24 protein-coding genes and 1 pseudogene are annotated in these 23,370 nt (G+C 68.5%); 15 read left to right on the top strand and 10 right to left on the bottom strand.

Annotation, left to right across the window (positions count from 1 at the left end):
- Positions 1-133 precede the first annotated feature (133 nt).
- Positions 134-721 carry a hypothetical protein gene (locus tag AB0G17_RS06820; RefSeq protein WP_361376627.1) on the top strand — a complete coding sequence of 196 codons (588 nt, stop codon included), beginning with the start codon at positions 134-136 and terminating at the stop codon, positions 719-721.
- 507 nt (positions 722-1,228) lie between these two features.
- Here AB0G17_RS06820 and AB0G17_RS06815 read toward each other — a convergent pair.
- From AB0G17_RS06815 to AB0G17_RS06805, 3 genes are all read right to left on the bottom strand, one after another.
- The gene (locus tag AB0G17_RS06815) at positions 1,229-1,981 is read right to left on the bottom strand and encodes a hypothetical protein (protein WP_361376624.1); all 753 of its coding nucleotides are present in this window, start codon (positions 1,979-1,981) and stop codon (positions 1,229-1,231) included.
- A gap of 924 nt (positions 1,982-2,905) precedes the next feature.
- Entirely contained in the window at positions 2,906-3,655 is a 750-nt protein-coding gene (locus AB0G17_RS06810; RefSeq protein WP_361376621.1) for a transposase family protein, read from the bottom strand.
- 114 nt (positions 3,656-3,769) lie between these two features.
- Positions 3,770-4,420 carry an HAD-IA family hydrolase gene (locus AB0G17_RS06805; RefSeq protein ID WP_361376618.1) on the bottom strand — a complete coding sequence of 217 codons (651 nt, stop codon included), beginning with the start codon at positions 4,418-4,420 and terminating at the stop codon, positions 3,770-3,772.
- Positions 4,421-5,183: 763 nt separating this feature from the next.
- Between AB0G17_RS06805 and AB0G17_RS06800 the strand changes: the two genes are divergently transcribed.
- Both AB0G17_RS06800 and AB0G17_RS06795 read left to right on the top strand, forming a co-directional pair.
- Entirely contained in the window at positions 5,184-5,768 is a 585-nt protein-coding gene (locus AB0G17_RS06800; RefSeq protein ID WP_361376615.1) for a hypothetical protein, read from the top strand.
- A gap of 9 nt (positions 5,769-5,777) precedes the next feature.
- Entirely contained in the window at positions 5,778-7,034 is a 1,257-nt protein-coding gene (locus tag AB0G17_RS06795; protein WP_361376612.1) for an MAB_1171c family putative transporter, read from the top strand.
- 27 nt (positions 7,035-7,061) lie between these two features.
- Here the strand turns inward: AB0G17_RS06795 and AB0G17_RS06790 are convergent, their stop codons facing one another.
- Positions 7,062-7,931: a helix-turn-helix transcriptional regulator gene (locus AB0G17_RS06790; protein WP_361376609.1), complete on the bottom strand. Its 870-nt coding sequence runs from the start codon at positions 7,929-7,931 to the stop codon at positions 7,062-7,064.
- Between the two features lie 793 nt (positions 7,932-8,724).
- Here AB0G17_RS06790 and AB0G17_RS06785 point away from each other — a divergent pair.
- From AB0G17_RS06785 to AB0G17_RS06735, 11 genes and pseudogenes are all read left to right on the top strand, one after another.
- Positions 8,725-9,807 (top strand): hypothetical protein, encoded by a 1,083-nt coding sequence (locus AB0G17_RS06785; protein ID WP_361376606.1) that lies wholly within the window; start codon positions 8,725-8,727, stop codon positions 9,805-9,807.
- A complete protein-coding gene (locus AB0G17_RS06780) occupies positions 9,804-10,559 on the top strand; it encodes an ATP-binding protein (protein ID WP_361376603.1) in 756 nt (251 codons plus the stop codon). Before AB0G17_RS06785 ends, AB0G17_RS06780 begins: the two co-directional genes overlap by 4 nt.
- Positions 10,560-10,684: 125 nt before the next feature.
- Entirely contained in the window at positions 10,685-11,305 is a 621-nt protein-coding gene (locus AB0G17_RS06775) for a WhiB family transcriptional regulator (RefSeq protein WP_361376600.1), read from the top strand.
- Positions 11,302-11,727: pseudogene (locus AB0G17_RS06770) on the top strand (DUF2637 domain-containing protein); the annotation flags it as partial. The gene AB0G17_RS06775 and the pseudogene AB0G17_RS06770, both read left to right, overlap by 4 nt.
- Before the next feature lie 983 nt (positions 11,728-12,710).
- Entirely contained in the window at positions 12,711-12,902 is a 192-nt protein-coding gene (locus AB0G17_RS06765; protein WP_361376597.1) for a hypothetical protein, read from the top strand.
- Between the two features lie 43 nt (positions 12,903-12,945).
- Positions 12,946-13,221: a hypothetical protein gene (locus tag AB0G17_RS06760; RefSeq protein ID WP_361376594.1), complete on the top strand. Its 276-nt coding sequence runs from the start codon at positions 12,946-12,948 to the stop codon at positions 13,219-13,221.
- Complete coding sequence (locus AB0G17_RS06755; RefSeq protein WP_361376591.1) at positions 13,218-13,850, top strand: hypothetical protein; 633 nt, start codon at positions 13,218-13,220, stop codon at positions 13,848-13,850. Before AB0G17_RS06760 ends, AB0G17_RS06755 begins: the two co-directional genes overlap by 4 nt.
- Positions 13,847-15,568, top strand: coding sequence for a relaxase/mobilization nuclease domain-containing protein (locus AB0G17_RS06750; RefSeq protein WP_361376588.1), 1,722 nt, complete (start codon positions 13,847-13,849; stop codon positions 15,566-15,568). Before AB0G17_RS06755 ends, AB0G17_RS06750 begins: the two co-directional genes overlap by 4 nt.
- An 80-nt stretch (positions 15,569-15,648) precedes the next feature.
- Complete coding sequence (locus tag AB0G17_RS06745; protein WP_361376585.1) at positions 15,649-16,098, top strand: hypothetical protein; 450 nt, start codon at positions 15,649-15,651, stop codon at positions 16,096-16,098.
- Between the two features lie 81 nt (positions 16,099-16,179).
- Positions 16,180-16,851: a hypothetical protein gene (locus AB0G17_RS06740; protein WP_361376582.1), complete on the top strand. Its 672-nt coding sequence runs from the start codon at positions 16,180-16,182 to the stop codon at positions 16,849-16,851.
- A 201-nt stretch (positions 16,852-17,052) separates the two neighbouring features.
- The gene (locus tag AB0G17_RS06735) at positions 17,053-17,418 is read left to right on the top strand and encodes a hypothetical protein (protein ID WP_361376579.1); all 366 of its coding nucleotides are present in this window, start codon (positions 17,053-17,055) and stop codon (positions 17,416-17,418) included.
- A gap of 221 nt (positions 17,419-17,639) precedes the next feature.
- On the opposite strand, the gene AB0G17_RS06730 is transcribed toward AB0G17_RS06735, so the two are convergent.
- The 5 genes from AB0G17_RS06730 to AB0G17_RS06710 all read right to left on the bottom strand — a co-directional run bounded on the left by AB0G17_RS06730 (position 17,640) and on the right by AB0G17_RS06710 (position 20,596).
- Positions 17,640-18,557, bottom strand: coding sequence for a hypothetical protein (locus AB0G17_RS06730; RefSeq protein ID WP_361376576.1), 918 nt, complete (start codon positions 18,555-18,557; stop codon positions 17,640-17,642).
- Positions 18,558-18,593: 36 nt separating this feature from the next.
- Positions 18,594-18,806, bottom strand: coding sequence for a hypothetical protein (locus tag AB0G17_RS06725; RefSeq protein ID WP_361376573.1), 213 nt, complete (start codon positions 18,804-18,806; stop codon positions 18,594-18,596).
- An 85-nt stretch (positions 18,807-18,891) separates the two neighbouring features.
- A complete protein-coding gene (locus AB0G17_RS06720; protein WP_361376570.1) occupies positions 18,892-19,578 on the bottom strand; it encodes a DUF317 domain-containing protein in 687 nt (228 codons plus the stop codon).
- A 75-nt stretch (positions 19,579-19,653) separates the two neighbouring features.
- Positions 19,654-20,142 carry a hypothetical protein gene (locus AB0G17_RS06715; RefSeq protein ID WP_361376567.1) on the bottom strand — a complete coding sequence of 163 codons (489 nt, stop codon included), beginning with the start codon at positions 20,140-20,142 and terminating at the stop codon, positions 19,654-19,656.
- A gap of 100 nt (positions 20,143-20,242) precedes the next feature.
- Positions 20,243-20,596 carry a DUF317 domain-containing protein gene (locus AB0G17_RS06710; protein ID WP_361376564.1) on the bottom strand — a complete coding sequence of 118 codons (354 nt, stop codon included), beginning with the start codon at positions 20,594-20,596 and terminating at the stop codon, positions 20,243-20,245.
- A 333-nt stretch (positions 20,597-20,929) separates the two neighbouring features.
- Here AB0G17_RS06710 and AB0G17_RS06705 point away from each other — a divergent pair, with 333 nt between their 5' ends.
- Complete coding sequence (locus AB0G17_RS06705; protein ID WP_361376561.1) at positions 20,930-21,979, top strand: FRG domain-containing protein; 1,050 nt, start codon at positions 20,930-20,932, stop codon at positions 21,977-21,979.
- 551 nt (positions 21,980-22,530) lie between these two features.
- On the opposite strand, the gene AB0G17_RS06700 is transcribed toward AB0G17_RS06705, so the two are convergent.
- Complete coding sequence (locus AB0G17_RS06700) at positions 22,531-23,265, bottom strand: hypothetical protein (RefSeq protein WP_361376558.1); 735 nt, start codon at positions 23,263-23,265, stop codon at positions 22,531-22,533.
- Between the last annotated feature and the right edge of the window lie 105 nt (positions 23,266-23,370).

Raw genomic sequence — 23,370 nt, 5'->3', positions numbered from 1 at the left:
GCCCGCGGGTCGCCAGCGAAGCCCCTTCGCACGGAAGTCAGCCGCCCACCGAGCCCCAGCGCACGAGGCCCGGGGCGGCGCGGGCGTCGGGACTTGTGGCGGCCCGTGCCCGCACCTCCGTACCGTAGGAATCATGAATGCATCTCCGACTGCGCCGCCGGACCGGCTGAGTGAGATCGCCCTGCTGCTCAACCGCCGCCAGTGGTGCCCCTCACCAGAGGAACGGGAGGCTGGGGCCGCGTTCTTCCACCTGCTCCGCCGGGCAGAGCGGCGCCGGCGGCCGGAGTTCCCACGCGGCACGCAGCCGTGGGAGCAGACCTGCACCGAGGCGGTCGCGGCCGGTGCGGAAGGGGTGTGGCGGACTCGGGAAGAGCTCCTGACAGCCTGGCGTGATCGGCTGGCCGCATCGCCGATGCGGGAGCTGCTGGAGATGTACGCCGGCCTTGGGCAGCCGCTGCTGGACCACGCCCAGTGCCTTGCGGCGGCCTGGCGCGATGCCGACCTGCCCGAGCCTGCAGCGGACCGTGTTGAGGCCGAATCACGGCGGCTGGGTATCGCGGCGGACACGGGCCGGATGGCTCTGCGCTACGATCACGCCTGCCGGTGGGAGGAAGCCCAAATGTCCGTCGCATTGCGCGGCGAACTGGACACGCTTTTCCGGCGATTGGGCACGGTGCGCTCCACGGTGATGGCTGCGGTGAGCGGGGACGTGGACTTCTGAACCGCCGAGGGTGGGTGTGAGGAGCCAACCGATCAGGCGGCGGGTCTCCGCAACGGAGGGCATAGAAGCGCAGCAGACGATCGCGGACGTCACGGCAGCGATCCGCAGTCACCTTGGTCTTGAAACGGCCGTGATGCGCTTGCGGGCCAGGCATTCGCACCGCCACCCGATTACCGTTTCTCAGGACAGCCGCGTCTGGGTCCTCGTCGGTGTACACAGCAAACACGACGGCCAAGAGGACGTTGGGCAGATCCGCGTCGAAGAGCGGATCGAGGTCAACGGGCCAGACGGGGACCTGCAGTTCCGCGGACGCATCGACCGCCACCTGCCCCAGGGCACGTTGCCGTCTCCATAGGCACGTCTGCCAGAGCGGTTACGAGGTTTTAGGCCGTCTCCACGGCTATGGCTGAATCTAGGCGCATTCCACACGGACCGCTGCCCGAACTCGAATGCTGGCGCGAACCTCGCGCGAGGGCGACGCCGCCTGTTCGACCTCCTCGGACTCTGTCACAAGTAGTCGTCACCCAGGTCGGCACGGGGAATCTCGGGCAGCCGCGGCCATCTGGCGGGTTTGCAGCCATCCACCCGGATTCGGTAGCTCTTCCGCCCTTCCACGACATCCAAATCTGGTGGCGGCTGTGGGAGCTGCGCCGAAGCAACGGGACGTTCGAGCAGCTCACTGGCCTTGCTCCGCCACCAGATCGCCCATCCCTCCAGCGCGGAGGGGAACAGCGGTGCGGGCGCCCCTTCTTCTCCCCGCATCACGACGACGAAGCCCGCATCATCGTCCACAGGGCTACGCACGCCGAGCAGCTGGCGGGTGCGCATGGCCACCAGGCAGGTGCGGTCGTCGATACGGATGCCGATGGTGTGCGCCGCGATGTACCTGCGCATCATCGCGTCGAGGACGAGTTCGGGCGGATCGCTGTCGAAAGCCCGCCCGATGATCACGCTCGACTCATTCGCCGCCCGCCGCTCCTGAAGGTCGTTCTCGCGCCGCATCCTCAATTGGTAATCCGGGTTCGTAACCCTCGCCATGCGGCGCTCCAGCACACGGAACGGCAGCGGTGCCGTTCCCAGGGTGTGCAGGGTGAGGGTGTCCGGAGGGGCGCAATCATTCCCGCTGTCATCGGGAATCGCGTACCGCGTGAGGTGGATCGCAAGGACCTCGCCTCCATGCACACGGCCAACCGCATGGGTGTCGACCCGCACCCACGGATCCCACACCCCAGGCATCACCGCCACCAGCGGATCACTCAACCGCTTCCCTCCTCCCGAGTTGCCCCGCACCGGTTCTACCTGCCCTTGCATCAAAGGTACTTCGCGCTCGCGTCTGTTGCTGGCAGCTCGAACCCTTGAGGCTCGGATGATCCCCGCGACGAGCAGAAAACCGTGTTGGACCATGCCGCACCCCGGACAGGAGTGGCACGGACTGTCCTGGCCCAGCGGTCAGCGGGGACGTGGATTTCTTCCGTCCGCCGGGTTGTAGTGGTCCACGCCGAACACGTACATGCAGTCTGCGCACATCCGGATCCAACAGTCATTACATCCGTTGTAGCAGTCCAGGTCCTGGCAGGTTTCACGGCCAGGACAATCAGCGGGGAAGCGAGGGACGGCAGCCAGCCAGGCGCGGTATTCGGGGATCTCATGGACTGTCTCGCGGGCGGCGCAACCGTGGGGTAGTCCCCCGAACTCTCGTGCACCCCGCAGTAGGGTGGGGCTCAGGGCTGGCGCAGACGGTGGCGATGGCGCGGGCCGTTTGGCCGTAGCGCTCACGAGTCCTGGCCGTTCGCTGGCGGATCGCAGCCTTTCGGGCCTGATCAGCAGGCACAGGCCGCTCCAGGCATGAGAAGAGACTCAGGAGCGCGGCGCGAAGCACCTTGTTGAACCGGCGGAGCCGTTGTCACTGGGCCGGCGCGATGGCTCGGAGGAGAGACTAGCTGGTCAAGAGTTCCTTCGGTCCTCTCAAACCTCAACGGCACGCACTGAATCTTCGGTGGCACTGGACAGCGAATGGGACTGTCCTTTCTCACCGAAGCCAGTCGCTGTGTCACCCCGGACCTGAGCCAAGGGCGCTGGGGAGATGCAGGAGCAGGCCCCGACATCCAGAACCTCGGCGAGATCCAGGGCCGAACGGGGTCCTGGATCTTGGGCCCCGCATAGAACCGAAGTCAGTGAGCCTTTTCAGCGTTGACGCTCCAGGGTGAGGATGGCTGCGGCGATGACGGTCATGCGGTTCGGGCTGCAGCGGGCCCGGCGGAAGATTCGCCAGGACTTCAGCCTTGCGATGCTTCGTTCGACCGGTGCTCGTGCGGCTGACAGGGCTCGGTTGATCGTTCGCTGGGTCGTGGTGAGGTCCCGCCCGGGAAGCCGTCTGATGGGTGTGGTCACCCAGGGGCCGGCGCCGATGTAGGCGCGGTCGGCGAGGACGGGGACGCCCTGGCGTTCGCAGATCCGGATGATGCGGTGGGTGCGGGCCGCGGTCAGGTCATGGCTGCGACCGGGCAGCGCGGGTGAGACCCACAGCAGCTTGCCGGTGGGGCCGGCGACGACCTGCACGTTCACGCCGTGACGGCGATGCTTCTGGGAAAAGTCGGCCCGGCTGTCACCGACACGGTCGCACTCGACGAGCGTCCCGTCGAGCAGAATGTGATCGGGATCGGTTTCCCGCAGGACCCGCAGCAGTCCGGGCGCCCGCCGGGAGAGGTGGCGGACGACGGCCGTGACGTAGGCGTGGGCGGTGCCGACGGATATCCCGAAGCCGGCGGCGATCTGAGCGAGCGTGTCATGCCGGCGCAGGTAGACCAGGCCGACGAGCGCACGCTGGTGAGGTCGGAGCTTGCAGCGGCGGTCACCCTCACGGGTGACGATGAGCATGGATACCCACTCGACCAGGGCGTGAGGCAGGTCGAGTGCGGCAGGATAGGGAACCAACGAGGCTCCTGTGCTACTGAGTTGAGACGTCGAAACACCTCTCTCAACGGCACAGGAGCCTCGTGCGTTGCGGGACACCGGCCGTCACCCGATCAGAGGCCACTCTGAAAAAGCTCAGTGTGCAATCACGATTTCCAAGCCGCTGTCGGAGACTTGGGCCGAGATGCTGTTGAAGTCGGCAACGACGGCGTCGGCATCCAGGGCCTCGACAGCGTGCGTAGTGGTGAGCGCTATCGTCCTCATGCCGGCCGCGCGCGCAGAGGCAAGGCCCGCTGGCGCGTCCTCGAACACAACGCACAGCGAGGGGTCCACGCCGAGGCGTTCAGCGGCGAGCAGGAAGGGCTCCGGGTGCGGCTTGTGACAGGTGACGTCCTCAACGGTGACGAGGCATTGGGGCTGGATGCCCACTTGGGACAGACGGGCCTCAGCCACACGGCGGGTGCCGGATGTCACCACCGCCCACCGGGTTGGGGGCAGACTGGCCAGGAACTCCTTTGCCCCGGTCACCAACGTCACGCCGCCGGCGTTGGCGTCGGCCACCTCGGCGTTCTCGAGCCGTGCAACTGCCTCTGCCACCTGCTCAGCGGGCAAAAGGTCCGCGACGATCGCGGCAGCCGGGCGGCCGTGCACCTCGACCTGCTTCACATCTTCCAGTGTCATGCCATAGTCCGCAGCCCACTGGGTCCAACAGCGCACCACGGAGCGCAATGTGGATACCAGGGTTTCGTCACTGTCGAACAGCAGAGCTTCGGCTGAGATTCTCACCCGGGAATCCTACATGCAGTTTGCATTCGCGCATCCCGGATAGCCGCGACGGCAGCGCGGTGGTCAGCGGTAATGCCAGGAAGTCTGGGTGATCCAGTAAGGCACATCACAGCTGACACGCCTGCATACAGAAGTCAGGGCAGTGGCGCCGCGAGCCAAAAGGCTTCCAGATCCGCGAGCCCGAGCACGCAAGCCCGCAAGCGGGATTGGAACAATGAGGACAGGCGCGGCAAAAGGTACACATAGCCCTCGATGAGTCGTGGGACACATTTTCGGCCACGGCACACCGATCGGGGCTTAACCTGTCGCAGGAAAGTGCCCGCCAATGCATAAAATCCGCAGGTCATCTGGGTGGCGACTGCGCCGCGAGGCGAATCCGCACCTCCCGACGGGTGACTGAGGCGCGCGGCCCCCTCTATAGGGTGCAGGGGGACGAAACCGGTTCGCCAAGTCCACCTTGCCCCCAGCTCAGGATGCATGCCTGGCGGACTGCGCCCGAATGAAGATCGTTTCTCTAGGCGTTCGCCGATGAGTGCCACTGAAGGAATTCTCATGTTCAGCACCGCGCAGCAGAGTGGCCACGTGACCCACTCCGCCGCCGCTGCCGCTTTGCAGTGCACGGCTAGGCAAATCCATCTGCCACGCCGTCACCAAAGCGCAAGTCGCCTATCGGGCAGGGCACCTCGCACCTTCGGCCCGGCCGCGGTCCGTTGACATGCCGTGGCCTCGCGACCGCGCTGCGAACTCTCCCTCGAAGTCATGGATGAGTGAGGAGCACCCGATAGCACCGGTGCGCCGCTTGTTCGCCGGCGGCGAGATACGCCAGTTGAGCCGGTACTGCAAGAAGCAACTGCTGAACTTTCCCCTACCCGATCCGTTCACCCTCGACGGCCTGGTCTCCAACATAGAGTTGGCGCGCAACTGCTCTATCCAGCTTGTGACGTTGGGATCTGCGGGAACCGACCTTCGCAGCCCGTGCGGTCTGCGCATTCACACAGGACCCACAAATTTCATTTTGTACAGACAGAAACCAACACCAAATCAGACATTTCATTCAATCTGTCACGAACTATCCCATCTATGGCTTGACCACGGGAAGGACAGCGCGGGCGAGAGTCAATTGCCTGAGAGCTTCCAAGCCTTCCTGTTCGGACGCTTGGGTGCAGGCGAGGCGATGCGGGCACGCGTGCACTACGACAGTCGCGACGAGCGCGAAGCGGAGCTGATGGCGTCGCTCATCCGCCAGCTCATCCGACAGCAGGCCGGTCGCGGAACAGACCTTGTCAGTGCCATGGAAGCCAGCCTTACTCATCCTCTTGCCCCACTGCGGCCCGGCCGCCCGTCGTAAGGACCTCTCATGCTGGGCCTCTTCATCCTCTGCGTATGCCTGGAGATGACGGCCGTGGCTCTCTGGCGTCTGCCAGCGCTCCGCTACAGCGACCCGCTACGCCGCACTTTGTGGGGCTGTAGCGCTGGCTTCGCTGTGGCTCTGTGGGCCAGATTCCCGCCGGTCAAGGCTGCCTTGGACTGCGTGGCCGTCGACTTCAGCGCCTTGGTGAAGTACTTCTTCTCCATGATCGCTTCACTGGCGCTGCTGAATTACGCGGTCACCAGCTACGGCGCCCAGAGTGATCCGCCCCGACACATAGTCATCTGCCGGACGGTGGCGGTCGTCTCACGACAGGCGACCGTCGTCGTCATCCCAACGATGGTCGTGCTCTTTTTCACCGTGGTCGACCGCTCCCACCCCACCCATGACTTCGCTGCCGACCACGCGGGGCAATGGGGGGCAGCGGTCTTCATGACGTTGTTCTACCTGTATCTCGGCTCGGCGGCAGCAACGTGTGCCTTCCAATGGGGGCACGTGGCCCGGCGAGCGGAGACGAAATCGCTGCGCGCCGGACTCACCCTCGGTTCAGCCGCGACATGGTTGTACGCAGCGTACTCGGTGGTCCGCGTGTCCTTTATGTGGCTGGCGATGTTCGTGCACGTCGCTCCGCCAGTGGAACAGGTGGCCGGCAAGGCTGGCGATCTACTGAATGTGGCGGCCGCCGCTCTGTTCGCTACGGGAGCCAGCCTGCCCACCACCGGCGTCGCCGCTCAGCGCTGGCATACATGGCGACTCCTCTATCGCCTTCACCCCTTGCGCAAGGACCTGGCGCGGCAGTTCCCGGAGTTCAGCTTCCAACCCCTGTCATCACCCTTCCGGGAGGCGACACGTCTTGCACCCTCACTAGACATACGGCTGGATCGGGCGATCCAGGAATGCGGCGATGCCGTCGAGCAGCTGCGCCACTACGCAACAGAGGACCTGTGGTCGGCAGTCGAGGAGGCGACGGCTCACCACGCAGATCCCGAGGCTGCGACGGAGGCGTACTGGATCGCCGCAACATTGCGCTGCGCCCACGCCCACCAGCGCAGTGCGCTCCCGGCCGCGCCCCTTCCGATGAAGCCTTTCCCGGACAGCCAGGCCGAGGCCCGCTGGCTGCTGAGAGTTCAGGGCATCTACGTCGACCTGCCTACGGGAGTCATCGACGAGATCCTCGTCCGTGCTGGCCGGCCGCACGGCAGCAGCAAGCACTGCCTCATCAGCGTCGGCAGCGGCCGACCCTGATGGTAAGTGCAGGCCGTGAAGGCCGCCCTACTGGCCGTCGGGGGCGTCGTTAGCGCGCATTTCCCGCATCACCAGCTCGGCAGCAACTGCCAGCATCTCCTCGGAGATACCGCCGCCACCGCGAGCGTTGATCGTTACCCGCCCCTCGCCAAGTCCCTGTGCCAGGAACCGCAAGCGCTCCATGATTTCCCGTTCCACCTGTTCACCTGTCTGGAAGTGAAACGGCGGTACGCCCAGAGCGTCAGCCAGCCCTTCATACACCGTGCCCAGAGGAAGACCGGCGAGGATCTCCTCTGCAGACTGCTGTTCTGTGCGCAGCGCCTCGATCACCGCCGGCGCCACGATTTCGGCTTGCGCCTTCCGGTTGATGGCAGCCGCAAGCTCCTCATCACTCATCGGTCGCGTACGCAACAGAGCTCGCAGCTTCTCGCCCACAGTGCCCGATGCGGGACGACCGGCCACCAGACGATTCGCAGGCATGATCCCGAAAGACACGTCCTGCGCGGCTTCAAGTTCCGCCAGGCTGACGCCGTACAACGCCGCGGCGCGCTCAGCGATGTCGACGGCGAGACGTCGCTTGCCGCCCTCGGCGTTACCCAGGGGCACTCGGCTGATACCAAGAGCCTTGGCCGCCTGCGTCTGCGAGTACTCCGCATCTGCTCTCAAACCGGCGAGGTCCGGGGGGCCAATGCGCTCGAACAGCACATCGACGCTCTGGCCCAACGCCCGCGCGATAGCAGGAAGGCGCTCCGGCGGGGGCGTGGCCTTGCCGCTCTCCCAGTCCGCGACCGCGACCTTGCTGACCCCCAACGCATCGCCGAGATCTTGCTGACGCTGCTCAGCGGCACGGCGCGCCGTGCGTAGGCGCCGGCCGTTGAAACTCCGCAGTGAGGACACCAGGCACTCCGGACGTGAGGAAGGCGGGGACTAGACCACCTTAGCGCCCACCGTTGAAGCCGCGAGCGAACTCAGGTAGATTCTCGAATCATCCAGGAGGAGCGCCCCTGCTCCCCCACCTAGCCTTCCGCTCCGGAGTTTCTACATGCCCTTCACCGGCTCGCCGCCAGCGATACTCACCGACAGACCACTTCCCCTAGAGAGCATCGGCAGCTGGTCCATGATCACCCATAGCGGCTATCCGGTTCACCTCCTTGATGGCTGCATCCCGGCCTAACCCTGGGAGCGCACCGGAGGTTCCAAGGACGACCTCCTCATCTGGCACGCTTCCCATCCGCCGCCACTTGCCGACGCCCTTCTCTGCTACTTGTACCGCAGCCTTTAGCTAAGTCTGGATCTTGTCGCAGCGTCCGCATATGTTCGTCGTCCCCCGCCGGGCCCCTCGCCCGGCGCCAGAGACGAGGAGGAACTGCGTGGGCCTTACGCGGACCGGCCGGGCCGGGTAACCCGGAAACCAGCGACGGCGCCTGAGAGGTGCAACTCCCAAGCGCCGAACGCCAAACGGAACTCCTGCCTGTGCAAGGGCCGGAGATTTACCCACCATCACCGCACCGGGCCAATTCCCAAACACACCCCGGAGCGGCGCTCACTTCAGAGGAGAGTGTTGCATGCGCACTGCCCTGCGCAAAAGGTCGGTTCGCTCGGCCAGCGCGGCAGTCTGCCCCCCCTCCGCCGTCCCCCGGACACCGGTCCGGCGGGGCCCGCTCGGGCTCCGCGGCGGAGGTGGGGCCTGATGGCTCGTATTCGCACGGTCAAGCCTGAGATGTTCGAGTCGGAGTCGCTGGCTGAGTGCTCGGTCACCGCGATGCTCACCTTTATCGGGCTGCTGACGCAGGCCGATGACTCCGGCCGACACCGCGACCACCCCGCGATCATCGCCGGGCGGCTGTGGGCGCTGCGCCCGGAGCACAGTGCCGCGCACGTTGCGCAGGACCTGGAGGAACTGGCCGCTGCCGGGCTGATCTGCCGGTACACCGGATGCGACGGGCGCGGCTGGCTGCACATCACCACGTGGGAGCGGCACCAGAAGATCGACCGCCCGTCCGCCTCCCGTCTGCCGCGGTGCCCTACGCACCAGGCGGGCCACAAGTGCGGTGGGTGCGGTGCCGCCCAGTGCCCCGGCGTGACCCAGCGCCCTTCCCGGGGCGCTTCGGCGATGCCTCGTGGAGCCCTCGCCGAGGACTCGTCGAAGGCTCGTGGAACCCTCGCTCAAGCGTCGGAGGCGGCTCCCGCGACCTCGGCGGCCTTGTCCGAGCCCCCGGCGGCTCCAGCGGAATCCGCCCTTGCCCATGTGCACGGTACGGCCGGTCCCCGTATCCGGACGCCCGATGTTTCCGCAGGTCAGGAAGCATTCATCGAGAGCTCGTCGACTCCTCGCCGAAGCCTCGACGAACCCTCGGCGTCTGGATCTAGGATCTTGGATCCTGGATCTTCCCTAAAGGGGCGCGAGGCGCCCGCATCCGATGCCTCCTCGGGCAAGGTTTCGGCGAAGCATCTGGTGGGCGAGTACGTCCGCGGTTGCAACCGCCGCCCTCCGGAGGACTTCCTCGCCCATCTGGGCCGACGGATCAACGCCCTGCTGGAGGAGCGGTTCGAGGCCGGCGACATCCGCGCCGCGCTCGACAAGCTGCGGGCCAAGAGCCTGCATCCGAGCGTGCTGCCGAGCCTGGTGAACGAGGTCGTCAACGCCGCGCCGCAGTCCGCAGCGGCGCTGGTGTCCGCCTCCGGCACGGGGCCCTGGGCTAGCACCGGAACCTCCTACACGCCCTATCTCAACCTCACTGCCGAGCCCACGACGTTTGGAGGCAGCCTGTGACCCGCGCCCGCTACGCCGACCCGCAGCCCGCGATCTCCGAGCGGCTGCGTGAGCGTCTGGAGGCCAAGCTCGCCGAGCGCGGCCTGGACCTGGAGCGTCCGCTGCCGGACACCCCTGAGCCGATCCCGGCCCTGGAAGCCGCCCAGGCCCGCATCCCGGTCGACTACCGCGCCGCCCTGCCCGAGCACCCGGACGTCGCGGCGTGGGTGAACACCATCGCCGGCAACGCCAGGGTGCCGAACGCTGAGGGGATCAACCCGCACTACGGCAGCGCGGGGCGCAGGGAGGTCACCCACGGGCCCAGCCTGCTGCTGTGGGGCTCCACCGGTGCCGGCAAGACGCACCAGGCGTTCGGCGCGATCCGCGCCCTGACCGCCGCCGGGTGCGGGGTCCACTGGCACGCCACCACCGCCGCCGACCTCTACGCCGACCTGCGTCCGCGCGCCGGGGCGGATCCCGAGCACATACTGCGGCGGATCATGCGGATCCCGCTGCTGCTGCTCGACGACCTCGGCGCGGCCAAGCCGAGCGAGTGGACCGAGGAGATCACCTTCCGGCTGATCAACTGGCGCTGCCAGAACCGGCTGCCAACGATCTTCACCAGCAACATGCCGCCCGTACGTACCGACCGGATGCCCGCACGCCAGGCGGTGCTGCGCGACAAGGTCGGCGACCGCGTGCTCTCCCGCCTGTCCGGCATGTGTACCGCCGTCGAGTTCACCGGGCCCGACCGCCGTTTCCAGCGCCCCTGACCTGAACCTGCGCCGCTGATCCCCTCGTGCGGCCCTGCCCGCCGCACCCTGTCCCGCCTCGCCGCACACCGCCGCACCACGGTGCTGCCTGCCCGCCTTCCTGCGAGGCGACCTCGGAGACTCCCTTGCGCTACAAAACCACCAATGACTCCCCCGCGCCGGACCTGCGGGGAACCGGCGACCACAGCTGGCACGCACGGGGCGCCTGCCACGGCATGGCCCCAGCCCGCGCCGACAAGCTGTTCTTCCACACCGTCCGTGACCGCCGGGCCATCGCCGAGGCAAAGCAGATGTGCGCCACCTGCCCAGTGAAGAAGGACTGCTTCACCTACGCGATCGACCACCAGGTCATCTTCGGCATCTGGGGCGGCCTGACCGACAAGGAACGCCAGCAATGGCTGAAGAAGCGCGGTGAGCGCCTGGACTACGACCGCGTACGCGCCACCCTCCAGGGCCGCGACGTCCCCCTGAGTACGGCGGAGCGCAGCACCGTCATCCACCAACTGTGCCTGCGCGGCTGGAGCCCGGAGCGTGTAGCCCACCGGATGAACGCCGACCTCGACTGGACCCGCGACCTGATGCGCGAAGCGGCCCGCGCCGTCGAGGCACGCGACCTGTACTGGGGCCTCGTGGAGGAACCCGACGGCACCCTGCGCGAGCCTCGCCCGCACGAGCAGCACATGGCGACGCACGGTCGCGAGGTGCAGTCCCACGCCCTGATCTCCTCGCTCGGAAAGGCCGCATGACCCACCGCACCGCTGCACACCCCGCCGTCGCGCCCGTCGGCTTCTGGGACCGCCTCGCGATCGTGGTCCTCGGCCTGGCCGGATGCGCCCTCAGCTACGACGCCCTGCAGCAGATGGCCGTCGCCATCCACATCCGCGGATTCCTCACCTACCTCTTCCCGCTCGTGATCGACGGGTTCATCGCCTACGGGGTGCGGGCCCTGCTGGTTCTCTCAGAGGCTCCGCTGCGTGCCCGGCTCTACGTCTGGGTGCTCTTCGGTACCGCCACCGCAGCAAGCATCTGGGCCAACGCCCTGCATGCGGTCCGCCTCAACCAGCAGACCATCCGCTCCGGTCTGCAGCTGGGAGACACGGTCGTCGCCGTGCTCTCCACCCTCGCCCCACTCGCCCTGGCCGGCGCGGTCCATCTGTACATCCTCATCACCCGCTACCACCCGGCCGACCAGGATCCAGCGAAGGCCCCGGCGGACCACCCGGCGGTCCGAATAGAGGCGACAGGGTTTGCCGAGCGCCTGCGCGCGGACCAGGCCGGAATAGACCACGGTGACGGACGAGCAACCCTCCTCGGTCCGCCCGAAGGGCCTGGTCCGGTGGGCGCGGACCAGGGCGCCCCGACGGACCAGACGCCGGACCACGAGCAACCAGAGACCGCAGTCGACGACACGAGGACCACAGACCAACCGGCCGACTCCACCCCTGCGGACCAGCGGACCAACCCCGCACCGCACGAGCCGGACTACGGAGCGGGCCAGGTCGCGGACCATGATGGTCCCGCTGCGGACCAGCAGAGCGCCGCTGGTCCGCAGGAGGCCGACAGTGAGGGGCGGACCAGCAACGCCGCAGGCCAAGCGGCCCCAGGACCACATGGTCTGGCGGACCACGAGCGGGCGGACCACGTACGCGGACCGGCCGAAGGGTCTGGTCCGGTGAGCGCGGACCAGGGCGCCCCGACGGACCAGATGCCGGACCGCGAGCACCCGCAGACCGCAGACCACGACACGCAGACCACGGACCAACCAGCCGGCCCCGCGCCTGTGGACCGCGACGCCACGGCTGCGGACCAACGGACCACCCCCGCACCGGACCAGCCGCTGGACCCACCGGCGGACCAGGACGAGGGCGAATCCTCGGGCGGACCGCAGGGGGCGCGGACCGCAGTCCACGACGCCTCGGCGCCGGACCTGCGGACCAAGCCCGCAGACCAGGACGAGGTCCCGTGGGAAGTAAAGGTCGAGGTCGCGCGCAAAGCCGCCCTCGAAGAAGGCCGGATGACCCGCCGGGCCATCCGACCGCACCTGCGCAACGCCAACATCACCGTCAGCAACGAGCTGTTCAGGAACCTCCAGGCCGCCCTCTACGCGGACCCGACGCTCGCCCACCTGCCCCGAGACACAAGGAGAGCCCGATGAGGACCTGCGAGCGCTTCGAGCGCATCAAGAGCGGCTACGAGCGGGACATCACCTACCTGCGCAACCACTCCCAGCGCAGCCAGGGAACAAAGGCGGCGAAGACGAGCGCGACCAACGCCCTCGCCGTGAAGTCGCGCATGGCCAAAGCCCTAGGCCAGCACTTCGAAGGCTGCCCGATATGCGGATGACCAGGCGATAACCGCAGGTCAAACGCCCTATCCCCCTGACGCGGTGGCCCGGCTCGGCGCCGGCCACCGCCCCGGCCCTGGAGGACCCGCCATCCGCTCCCGTACGTCGATCCCGACCGCAGCCGAAGCGAGCGCCTGGGCTGAGGTCCTGGTCCGCCGCCGTCTCCTGCACGCCGCCGTGCTGGCCCCGACCGGTCAGTGGCTCGTGCAGAGCGCGCCTGAGGCCCCCGTCCGCGTCCTGGACGGGCCCGCAGCCATGGTCGCTCTCGCCGCCCAGATCCAGCACCACACCCGCACCAAGAGGAACCGCACCCGATGACACGCCCGAACGACCCCCAGTCCCACACCCCCAACGAGGCGGTGACCAACTCCCTCTCGCGGGGAGCAAGTTGGGGCGGAAGCGTAGCTTCCGCCGACCCCGCCCCGAAGGGGTCGGGAGCGGACCTGCACCAGGGGGCGCAGGTCCGACAGGCTTCGACCGAGGGCGGACCGAAGCCTGGGGGGAAGAACCAAGCGAACCGCCGCCCGCGCCGCTCATCCGCCGCGCCGCGCGCCCGTCAGCGTCCGCGCCAGCCGCGCGAGAAGAAGCGCCTGCACCAGCCCAATGCGCGCTTCAACGATGAAGAGTTCGCCCTGATCAAGTCCGCCGCCGCCCAGTCGAATCTGTCCGTCGCCGGCTTCCTCGCCCGCTCCGCCCTGCGCGCCGCCCGCGACCGTGACCGCACCGCCGCCGAGATCGCCGACGACCGCGAAGTGATCACCGCGCTGTTCGACTCCCGCCGCCGCCTCGGCTGGGCGGGCAGCAACCTCAACCAGGCCGTCAAGGCACTCAACTCCGGCGCCGCGGCACCGCAGCTCGAGGACACCATCGCCGCTGTCCGCGCGGCGGCCGACCGCGTCCAGGAGGCCGTATCCCAGGTCATCGCCCGACAGCAGACCCCGGCATGATTCCCAGCATCAACGACCCGGGCGACGACACCGCCGGTCTCCTCTACTACTTGTACGGCCCCGGGCGCGCCGAGGAGCACGTCGACCCGCACCTCGTCGCGTCCTTCGACGGCATGGCGCCCGACCCCGGCCGCAGCGCCGACTTCCATCGCGCCATCAAGGAGCTGGCGGGTCTCATCGATCAGCCCGTCGAGGCGCTCCCCTCACACTCCCGGCCCGCGCTGCCCGTGTGGCACACGTCGGTGCGTGCGGCGCCCGGCGACCGCATCCTGTCCGACGACGAGTGGGCGGACATCGCCCGCCGAGTCGTGGCCGCCACCGGCATCGATCCCGGCGAGGGGGAACCCGGCTGCCGATGGGCGGCCGTACGGCACGCAGATGACCACATCCACATCGTCGCCACCCTCGTGTGCGAGGACGGAAGCCGCCCCGACGACTTCCGCTCCGGTATGCGGGCCCAGGCCGAATGCCGTCTCATCGAGAAGGAGTTGGGCCTGACGCTGGTCAACGCGGGCGACGGCACTGCCGCCAAACGGCCTACCAGCGCGGAGCGCCACAAAGCGGAGCGTCAGGGCAGGGAGCAGACCGCCCGCGAGGAACTGCGTGAAACCGTTCGCCGGGCGGTGGCCGGCGCGGCCAGCGAGGAGGAGTTCTTCGACCGGCTGGCCGCAGCCGGCCTGCTCATCCGCAAGCGCCAAGCGCCCTCCGGTGACCTGTTCGGCTACAAGGTCGCCCTGACCGACGACCGCAACGAGAAGGACGAGCCGGTCTACTTCGCAGGCTCCACGCTCGCCCCCGACCTCTCACTACCCCGCATCCGCGAACGCTGGTCCGCTCCCCAGCAGGACCCTGCAGTCGTTCCGGACGACCGCGCCAGCGCGCCGAGCGGTCCGGCACGGGCACGGCGCCGTGCGGCAGCCGCTGCCTGGCAGGCGATCCTGATCATCGACCACGGCGACGACCCTCACGCCGCAGCCCACATCGCGGCGGCCGGTGAGGTCCTCGACGCCCTCGCTAAAACCTCCGCCGCCCACACCCGCAGGCAACTCCAAGAGGCGGCACGCGCTTTCGAGCGCGCCTCCCGCTCCCACGTACAAGCCGAGCGCGGCCACGACCGCGCCCTGCGCCAGGCCGCCCGCGACCTCGTCTACAGCGGTTCCGCTCTGGGGCGCGGCGAGGACGGCGCCACCACCGCCATGGTGATCGACATGGTCGCCTTCCTTGTCATCGCCGCGGCCCACTGGCACGGCCGGAAGAACCACGCCCAGCAGGCCGCTGCCGCCCGCCAGGCCGCCGAACACCTGCGCGCGGCCTACCAGTCCGCCGCCCAGCACCCGATGGCCGTCCTGCGCCATCGTGGCCGCCGCCTGTCCCAGCCGCTCCAGCGCCGCCAGGCGGCCCACCTGCGCCAGGCAGTACCGGAGTTGGCCGAGCAGGTCCTCGCCGAGCCCGGCTGGCACGCGCTCGCCGCGACCCTCGCCGACGTCGAAGCCGCCGGCCACGAGCCTGCCGCCCTGCTCGCCGAGGCCGTCGCACGCCGCGAACTCGATACGGCCGAGTCGGTCAGCGACGTCCTGGTCTGGCGGCTGCGGCGGCTGGCCGACCTGCCCGCCGACGCCTCCGCCCTGCCCGAGCCGGGCACCGCCACACCGCAACGCTCCGGGCGGCCGAAGCGGACCTCCCCAGGGCGCAACGACCGCCCCAGGAAGACGAGATGATTCCCGATTGTGCAAGTTGCAGCAGGTCAGGACCCTGGGGCACTCTCCGTGTGGCCGATGAACGACGAAGAGGGGGACATATGTTTCGACGCCACGCGGACCGCGAGTTCCGTGACGCCCAGCTCGCCGGCCAGGCGATGCTGCAAATGCACGCGACCTGGCCGACGCCCGACTTCACCGGCCCGGCCGCCGAGCCCGCGCCGCCCGCCCACAGCGGAGGCATCGAGGAAGTGCCCGACTTCCCGCCGCCGGACCTGCGTGTGCCCTCCCGCCACGAGGTCGAGGGACTGATGATGCGCTGGGAGCAGCCGCTCGTCATCGACGGCGAGGTCCGCGAGTGCCCGCAGTGCGGCGCGTACCGGGACTGGGTTGTCTTCAGCATGCGCGACGACACGATCTGGCTGCGCTGCCGTGCCGGCCACAACACCGCCGAGCCGCGTCTGGACCCGGCCTGGTACAACCGCAACTCCGGTCCCGTGGACCACTTCCACCCCACGCTGGACGACGGCCTGCGCCACCTGGGCCACTGACCCGCCTCAACCCCTTCCCGCCGGCAGCGGATCGCGTGTCGGCCCCAGTCAGACCGTCCGCTCCGACACCAAGGGGTTCACTTGCGTCACCACACCACGGCCGCCCTCGTCCTGACTGCACTCACGCTGACCGCCTGCTCCGTCGCCCCCTCCGGCAGCGCGCCGGCGGCGTCCTCCTCGCCCCGCGGTAAGGCCGCCGACGCGAAGCCGCTGTCCTCGGCCGCGCTGGGCAACCGGCTCCTGACTGAGGAGGAGCTGGGCGAGGGGTACGTACGCAAGGCCGAGCGCGCTCAGCACAACGACGACGTCACGGTGATCGGCTGCCCCGCCCTCGCCCAGCTCGGCGGGGACGCGGCGACCGGCCAGAGCCTCGGCTTCCCGAACAAGGCGAAGGCCGCGTTCACCTACAGCGGCGGCAGCGACTCCGAGGTGGCCGAGGAGCTGTACAGCGACACCGCCAACAAGCTGTCCGACGGCGTCGGCCGCATCTTCGACGCGATGGCCTCCTGCCCGACGTACCAGGTCCTCTCGGGCAGCACCGCCATCGACATGACCACCCAGACGAGCAGCGCGCCCAAGCTTGGCGAGGAGCAGTGGAGCCAGCTGCTCACCTACTCCGCCGGCGGCCAGCGCAGCATCGTCAAGCAGACGGCGATCCGTACCGGCGACATCCTGGTGATCGTCTCCGGCTCGCCCGGACTCGTCGACACCCATTTGAGCAAGGCGCTCGCCAAGGCCGAGGCCGCCTCCTAACCCACAGCCGTACCCACAGCCCCGACGGGCCTGGCGTGCAGACGCGGACATGCGGTCCGCGCCCAGTCCAGTACGGGGTCGGGCGCACGCAGGCACCTGGTGATCGCCTCGCCGCTTCGGCGGACGCCCCTGGAGTCAGTCCGGGCAGAGTCGTGTGCCGCATGCTCCCGACCTCGCGCGCCCCCGCACCCGGGGAGGGCAGTGACGGAGCGTGAAGCCGGTCCACCAGAAGCCTTCGGCGTTGTTACGGTGCGGGTGGGCGCCGACCCCGAGCCTATGGGGACAGAACTGAGCCCAGAGGCCCACAAACTGAGGGGACGGTCATGCCGCGCCGCGATACCGGCACCGTTCGGTTCACACTCCTGGTCGCCCTGGCGATCGGGGGCCGTTCTCGCCGGTTGGTTCCTCCCTGAACCGGCCTCGACCGCAGGCGTGGTGATGGCGGCGATCTGTATTGCGGGGATGGCGGTGATCCATGCGGATCTGCTCGACAAGATCAACGAGGAGCGCCGGAAACTGATGCGCCGTGAATTGCGCGAACGTTCCCGGCGTGGCCCGGAAGCCTGACCGCCGCAAGGTCGGGTCATGAACCATGGCCGCCGAGCGCAAAGGCCGTTTCTTTCCGAACACGCGGAAATACCAATGAATTTCCACTTTGACATTCGGCCGGTTCCTCAACTGATCTGCCACGGCGTCGCGCCCGTCGGCTCCGGTGATCCCCGGTACGGCAAAAGCCCGGTGGCCGAGCCATTGAGGCTCGGCCACCGGGCTGGGGTGGATCGGGCAGACTACGGAACGCGCGGTGTGGGCTGACGCATCGCCCCGGGCACGTACGAGGGACGTTGGACGGCCACCAGGCGGTCACAGTGCACCCGTGCGTCGGCGATCCGGTCGCCGCCCGGCAGGTAGACGACGAGGTCCCTGTGACTGTCGCGGATACGGTCGGCCGCGGCCACGACGTGGTGCGTCTCGGCGCACCCCGACAGCGAGTAGGCGTCGCCGACTTGCAGCGCACCGGCGTGGTCGTCGAAGACGTCGAGGTCGCGGTCCTGTCGCTGATGCCACCAGCGGGCCCGTTCACGGGCGCGGGGCAGCGTGTAGGTCTGGCGGGTGACCTCGGCCTCCTGCCAGATACGTCGGCACACCCCGCACTCCTGGGAGGCATCGGCGTTGGGGCCGGAGAGCTGCTGCGCGCACCAGGAGGTGCCCACGAGCGCATCACGGCGGTGGCCCGTGACGAGGTTGCCCCGCCCGCTCGGAGCCCACAGGACACTGTCGTCCACATGACACGGCTCGCCGCTGGGACGCACCAGCTCGCCGGCCCTGCTCCGGAAGGCGTCAAGAACGGTGCTGAGCCTGGAACAGTTGACGCATACCCGGCGCGCGGTGGACGCACGGTCATCGAGCGACTTGCCGCAGTACCCGAGCAGGTGCCCGGGGATCGGCCGGTGCGCGGCGGCGCTCTTGCCCGCGCCCGCAGCCGGGCGGAAGTCCGGCTCACCGCCGGAATGCGACTCCGTGGTGAGGATGAGCCAGGCGCGCGTACAGCTCTGGCACAAGCCGTGCGCCGTGTTCTCGCCGATGGGCTGAAGGTCGGGCGAGTGCGTGGCGCACGCGGTCAGCGGCTGGGCGCCGTTGAGCAGGACGCCGAGGTGGGCGGTGCCGTTCGTACGGCCGATGGCGAGCCGGATCAGCGGCAGGGACAAGGGACCTCCGTGAGGTAGGCAGCGGGGAGAAGGCGGTCAGGCGCGTACGGCGCACAGGCCGTCGTGGTCGGTGGCGAGGGCGCAGCCGTCCTCGCAGGGGTGACCGGCGCGAGCCTGGGTGGTGTCAGCCCTCTCGTGACAGCTGATGCACCAGGCGGGCGAGGGGACAAGGTCGCGGTTGCGGGCGAGGAAGCCGGCAGAGCCGCAGCATTCGCAGCACGGCGCGCCGGACGAAGGGGATGCGTTCATGAAGGACACCTCTTCCAAGGTCTGAGGCGGGAACGCGGCACGCGGACGACTGGGCCCGGCCGGTGTTGCCGGCCGGGCCCCGGAGTCAGGCGCGGTGGACGATCGTGAGGCGCTCTTCCGCACCGTGCGGCAGCCGGTGGCGTGCCACCGGGACCGGGGAGGCGAGCGAGGCCGCGAACACGGCGACCAGCTCGTGGGGGACGCTCGGGCTGAAGTTCGCGCACCACAGGTAGGGGGCGCCGAAGGTGGGCTCGGCCCATGCCTGCCAGCCCATCAGGTCCTCCCGCAGATCGGCGTCCGCGATTAGGTCCGGCAGCATCTCGAGTGAGACGTGCGAGGCGAAGCCCGGGTCCGTGGCGGCGGTGCGGGGGCGGTCCACGTCACGGATCCAGCCCTGTGCGCTGAGGGCTGCCACCACCGCCTCGGGCTCCTCGAAGCCGGTATCGGGCACCGCGCTGGCGTCGAGCGCGATCAGGAAGTCGGCGAGTGCTTCCGGCGGTATGCCGGTGGTGAAGTAGGCGTTCCACTGCACCAGCGCGCTGTCGGCGTCCGGGCGGGCGGAGATCTGCAGGGCGACGCTCAGGCCGCCGAGCGTGAACGGGCTGCTGGCCAGGATCCATTCGGCGCCGCGCAGCTCGTCCGGGCTCACATAGAGCAGGGTGTCGCGGGAGGTCGGCCACATGCGCCAGCCCAGACCGGTCAGGGTCTCGCCGATCCGCTCGGCGAGGGCGTCGTCGTCACCGGCCAGATGGCGCGGGGTGACCCAGTGCACCGGGAGCGGCGAGGGGTAGGAGGGGTCAGAGGGATGGTGCGGGTGCAGGGGCGCCTCCGTGGGCTCGGGGGTGGTTCACTGCCCGCCGCTGGGGCGGGTGCCGCGCCGGCGGCGCGGCGGGGCCTCGGTCGGTTCGTGCCAGGCCAGCGCGACCGCGACGTGAGGCAGTAGGGGGCCGAACTGTTCGGCCTCGTCCTCGTCCGGCTCGGTGAGGAACAGCACGGAACGGCCCGTCTCGTCACGGGCAGCCGTAACAGGGCCCACGCGGTGGGCCATCGGAAAGTCGGGATTGAGGGCGAACTGCACGACGGCGTTGCGGTCGCAGGCCGACAGCTGGTCGAGCAGGTCGCCGACGGTCGGCTCGGGCAGTGTGCCGAGCAGCTCGGCGTCCTTGGCCTCGGCGATGAACACCACCGGCCGGTCGGCGTCGTCCCGGGTGGGGACCACGCCGCCCAGGCGGCGCACCGTGGGGGCGAAGGGGTTGATCCGCAGACGGACCACCGTGTCGCGGTCGCTGGCGGAGAGGCGGTCCAGCAGGTCGCCGACGGTCAGCTCCGGGGCCAAGACTCATCTCCTTGCAGTAACGGGCGCCCCACCAGGGGACGAGGGAAGGGTACGTGCCGTAGGTGAGCAGAAGATCCGAGCCGCGCGGATGGCTGTGGGGTCACAGCGGCCGGGACGTGGCCAGCACGCGCTGGACCGTGGCCGCGACGATCTCCGCCGGCGTTTCCGTGTCGAAGCGGATCCGGTAGCCGGGGACCGTGGCGGTGCCGGTGACGGCGAGGGCCCAGCCGTCGCCGTCGGTGCCGGGGCGCCCCAGCGGGAACCATCCGAGGTAGAAGCGGCCGTCCTTGCTGCTGACGTGGACATCGGCCCGGTCGTCCACGACGAGGTGGAAGAACTCCGCGTTGAACAGGTCGGTGACCAGCGTCGGCTGGCCGGGTCCCAGCTGCCACGAACACAGCCGCAGGGCCTCGGTGGTGGTGGAGAATCCGGGCGTGGACGCGTCCACGGTCACAGGCATCACCTCTCTGACCTGGTGTTTCGGGGAAGGTCGTCTACGTTGACATGCCCCTGGCGGCTTCCGCCAGTCCTTTCGCGATCTTTCCTGTCTGCCCCCGGCGAACTGCCGGATCCGGCTGCCTTTGGGATCTCAGATCCCGTGGCCGAAGCTCATGACCGATGGCCAAGTAGTGGCCACACGCGAGACCCTCGCCTTCCGAGTCGTAGCCCAGACACCAGGGGACAAGGGACCCGGCAATAGGTTCCGGGGTTCATTTCTCTGCCATTTCCTCGCACTAGGCCCCTCTCATTGCGCTATACGCCAGCCTCGCTCACCTATTCTTCGAGCATGTCTGCTGACTCGCACCGGACGGCTGCCCGTAACCAAGGCGGCGGCACGCGCGCCATGGCGCGCGTGCGCGCTACTAGGCCGCTGGCTGGGGAATTCTTTGCAGAACGTGAGATCAACTCACAGATTGGACTGAACGATACGCCAGAAAGCCTGTGGCAATGGCTCAGGGATGGAGCGGAAAGTAGCCACTCGCCGGGCTGCCCCATGCTGCCCCACTCATCGGCTGAGAACATCTTCTATCGGGGCCAGTCCAATGCCGATCATGGTCTCTCCTCTAGCCTCTTCCGAGTCCTTAGCACCTCAGTGTCAAAGGTCACCGAATACAGGATGGCTAGGGTCGAGGAACACATACTGCAAGTCATGAGAGGGCAAGGGCTTGGACGGCTTATGACGGACGGACAACTCCTCGGCCTCTTGCAGCACCATGGCATCCCGACCCGGCTCATCGACGTGTCGAAGTCCCCGCTGGAAGCCCTGTTCTTCGCCGTGGATCATGACCATGATCTGGATGGCCGGCTTTTTCTGATCCAGCTCCACCCAAACGATGGCGGCGAGATAGACGCCATCGACCTTTCCGACCAACACCAGTTGGAATGGGCAGACGCTGCACGCGGCGAGCGGTACGCTAAATCGAGCTGGACAGGCCGAGTGGCAGTCATTGACCCACGGGACCTCGACCCCCGAATGCGCGCCCAGCGGGGGTGCTTCCTCGTAGGCGGCCTCATCGCCAGCTACTCCCGGCGGCAGATGCAGTTTCGTGGCCGCGTATTGGCAGCAGATGACCTGGCCAAGATCACGACTCTCAGTATTCGGTTCCCGCAACGCAACGCACCGGGGAAGGCGTGGTCCGCTACAGCCTGGACGGTCCGCATTCCCGCGCATTGGAAGCGCCCCCTAAGCGACCTACTCAGTAGAGAAAAAGACCCGATCACCAAGGACACCATGTATCCGCCGCTAGCTGAGGTGAAACGTCTAGCGATCAGCAAAGCAGGCGAACTGTCCAGGAGTACCTGGGCGGCGAAGAAGCGCCCGCGCTTGCCCTCGTAACAAGCCAGCGTCACCGTTTGTGGCGGGTGGGTTCACATCCGACCACATGGGTGCGGTCGGCCCGCGGAACAGTTTCTCGTCATCCTTCTGGCTTCGCCCCAGAGCGGTGGAGTGCCCGGAGTGCCCGGCACCTCCGCGAGTCGGGTCGAGGCCGCAGGCCGAAGCTCGCCAAGGACCAGACTGCGCCCCCAACGACTCGATGACGAGCAGGAGAAGACTGCCCCGCAGATCGCTGACATGTTCGGGGGGGCGAGGTCGGCGGTGTACGGGCACCTCGACAAAAACAAAACCGTGCTGCGTCAGCTGAAGAAGTCCACGGCCATGAAGCCGTGAAAGCTGCCAGCGCGTTAGTTGTTCCCAGGTATCTGGCTAGGACTCCGCGACCGACTTCGCACCCCTAAGTGGCTGTCCCGAGGATTCGCTCGTGAGACCGGGCGACTGGCCAAACTATGAGACCGCACAACAACCACCAGGCCACAGTGCCGTTGTTGGCCTCAAGCAGCGAGAACCTACACTGCCGCAAGGCATCCGGCAGAGGGTCGGGCAGTCGCCTATGCGCGGGCCGTCGCCGCCCAGGCCGCCCCCAGCTCCATCAGCCTGCGGCGGAGCTGGTCTCGCTGCTCCTCGAAGACCAGCGAGGTGGGCGACAGGACGAGGACGTTGTCTCGGTAGGGGAGGAATCCGATCCGCTCCCACCCCCTGGCGATCTTGGCCGTGATGCGGTGCCACTCGGCTTCGTCGCGCAGCCGGTCCGCGCTCAGGTCGGAGACCCCCGGGGAACAGGCCACGGCTCGGCAGCCGGGCATCAGTCGGAAGATGGCCTCGGCTGCGAGAGCGACCCCCAACCCCTGCCCTCTCCATTCCGCGTTCAGGGCGACACGGTCCATGACGAGCAGGGCGGAGCCGCTGTACTCCAGCAGCTCGCCGACCTCGTCCGTGTAATAGCCGGTGGCGGGGTCGAGGAGGACCTGGGCGATCTCGTAGAGGTCCTCCGATTCATCTGCCAGTGCGGCATGCGCGTTACGACCGCGGTCGAGGTGCACCCGGTAGAACGTCATCGAGCCGACAGGAGTGTCCTCCAAGGCGTACGCCGGGCACGCGTCGGTGCCGCATTCGCTCGGCGCGGCCGGGCATCGGCGGTCGTCGTGCACCCGTCGGCGATGCACGACGGTCACGTCCCACCGTTCCATCGTGTCCGCGTCGGGGGTGTCGCTCAGTTCGTCGACGTAGGCGATACGCAAACGCAGCTCGGTGGGGTCGCCGGGGAGCGGAGAGGTCTCGATCACCGCAGGAGCCTAGCCATCCGGCACTCGCGGCCTCGTCGCTGTCGCCGCATACGTGGTGGAGGGCCGCGTCGGCGGGCGGGCTACCGGCGCCACCCGGGACCATCG

The organism is Streptomyces sp. NPDC023838 (assembly GCF_040639555.1).
In the GTDB taxonomy this organism is placed as follows: domain Bacteria; phylum Actinomycetota; class Actinomycetes; order Streptomycetales; family Streptomycetaceae; genus Streptomyces.
Note: the sequence above shows the minus strand (reverse complement) of the source record. Positions and strands in the feature narration are given on the sequence as shown.

What these genes read in the sequence shown, in the direction of transcription:
- AB0G17_RS06820 (WP_361376627.1), top strand. Translation starts at nt 134, where the DNA reads ATGAATGCATCTCCGACTGCGCCGCCGGACCGGCTGAGTGAGATCGCC.
- AB0G17_RS06800 (WP_361376615.1), top strand. Translation starts at nt 5,184, where the DNA reads ATGAGTGAGGAGCACCCGATAGCACCGGTGCGCCGCTTGTTCGCCGGC.
- AB0G17_RS06795 (WP_361376612.1), top strand. Translation starts at nt 5,778, where the DNA reads ATGCTGGGCCTCTTCATCCTCTGCGTATGCCTGGAGATGACGGCCGTG.
- AB0G17_RS06785 (WP_361376606.1), top strand. Translation starts at nt 8,725, where the DNA reads ATGGCTCGTATTCGCACGGTCAAGCCTGAGATGTTCGAGTCGGAGTCG.
- AB0G17_RS06765 (WP_361376597.1), top strand. Translation starts at nt 12,711, where the DNA reads ATGAGGACCTGCGAGCGCTTCGAGCGCATCAAGAGCGGCTACGAGCGG.
- AB0G17_RS06755 (WP_361376591.1), top strand. Translation starts at nt 13,218, where the DNA reads ATGACACGCCCGAACGACCCCCAGTCCCACACCCCCAACGAGGCGGTG.
- AB0G17_RS06750 (WP_361376588.1), top strand. Translation starts at nt 13,847, where the DNA reads ATGATTCCCAGCATCAACGACCCGGGCGACGACACCGCCGGTCTCCTC.
- AB0G17_RS06745 (WP_361376585.1), top strand. Translation starts at nt 15,649, where the DNA reads ATGTTTCGACGCCACGCGGACCGCGAGTTCCGTGACGCCCAGCTCGCC.
- AB0G17_RS06725 (WP_361376573.1), bottom strand. Translation starts at nt 18,806, where the DNA reads ATGAACGCATCCCCTTCGTCCGGCGCGCCGTGCTGCGAATGCTGCGGC.
- AB0G17_RS06705 (WP_361376561.1), top strand. Translation starts at nt 20,930, where the DNA reads ATGTCTGCTGACTCGCACCGGACGGCTGCCCGTAACCAAGGCGGCGGC.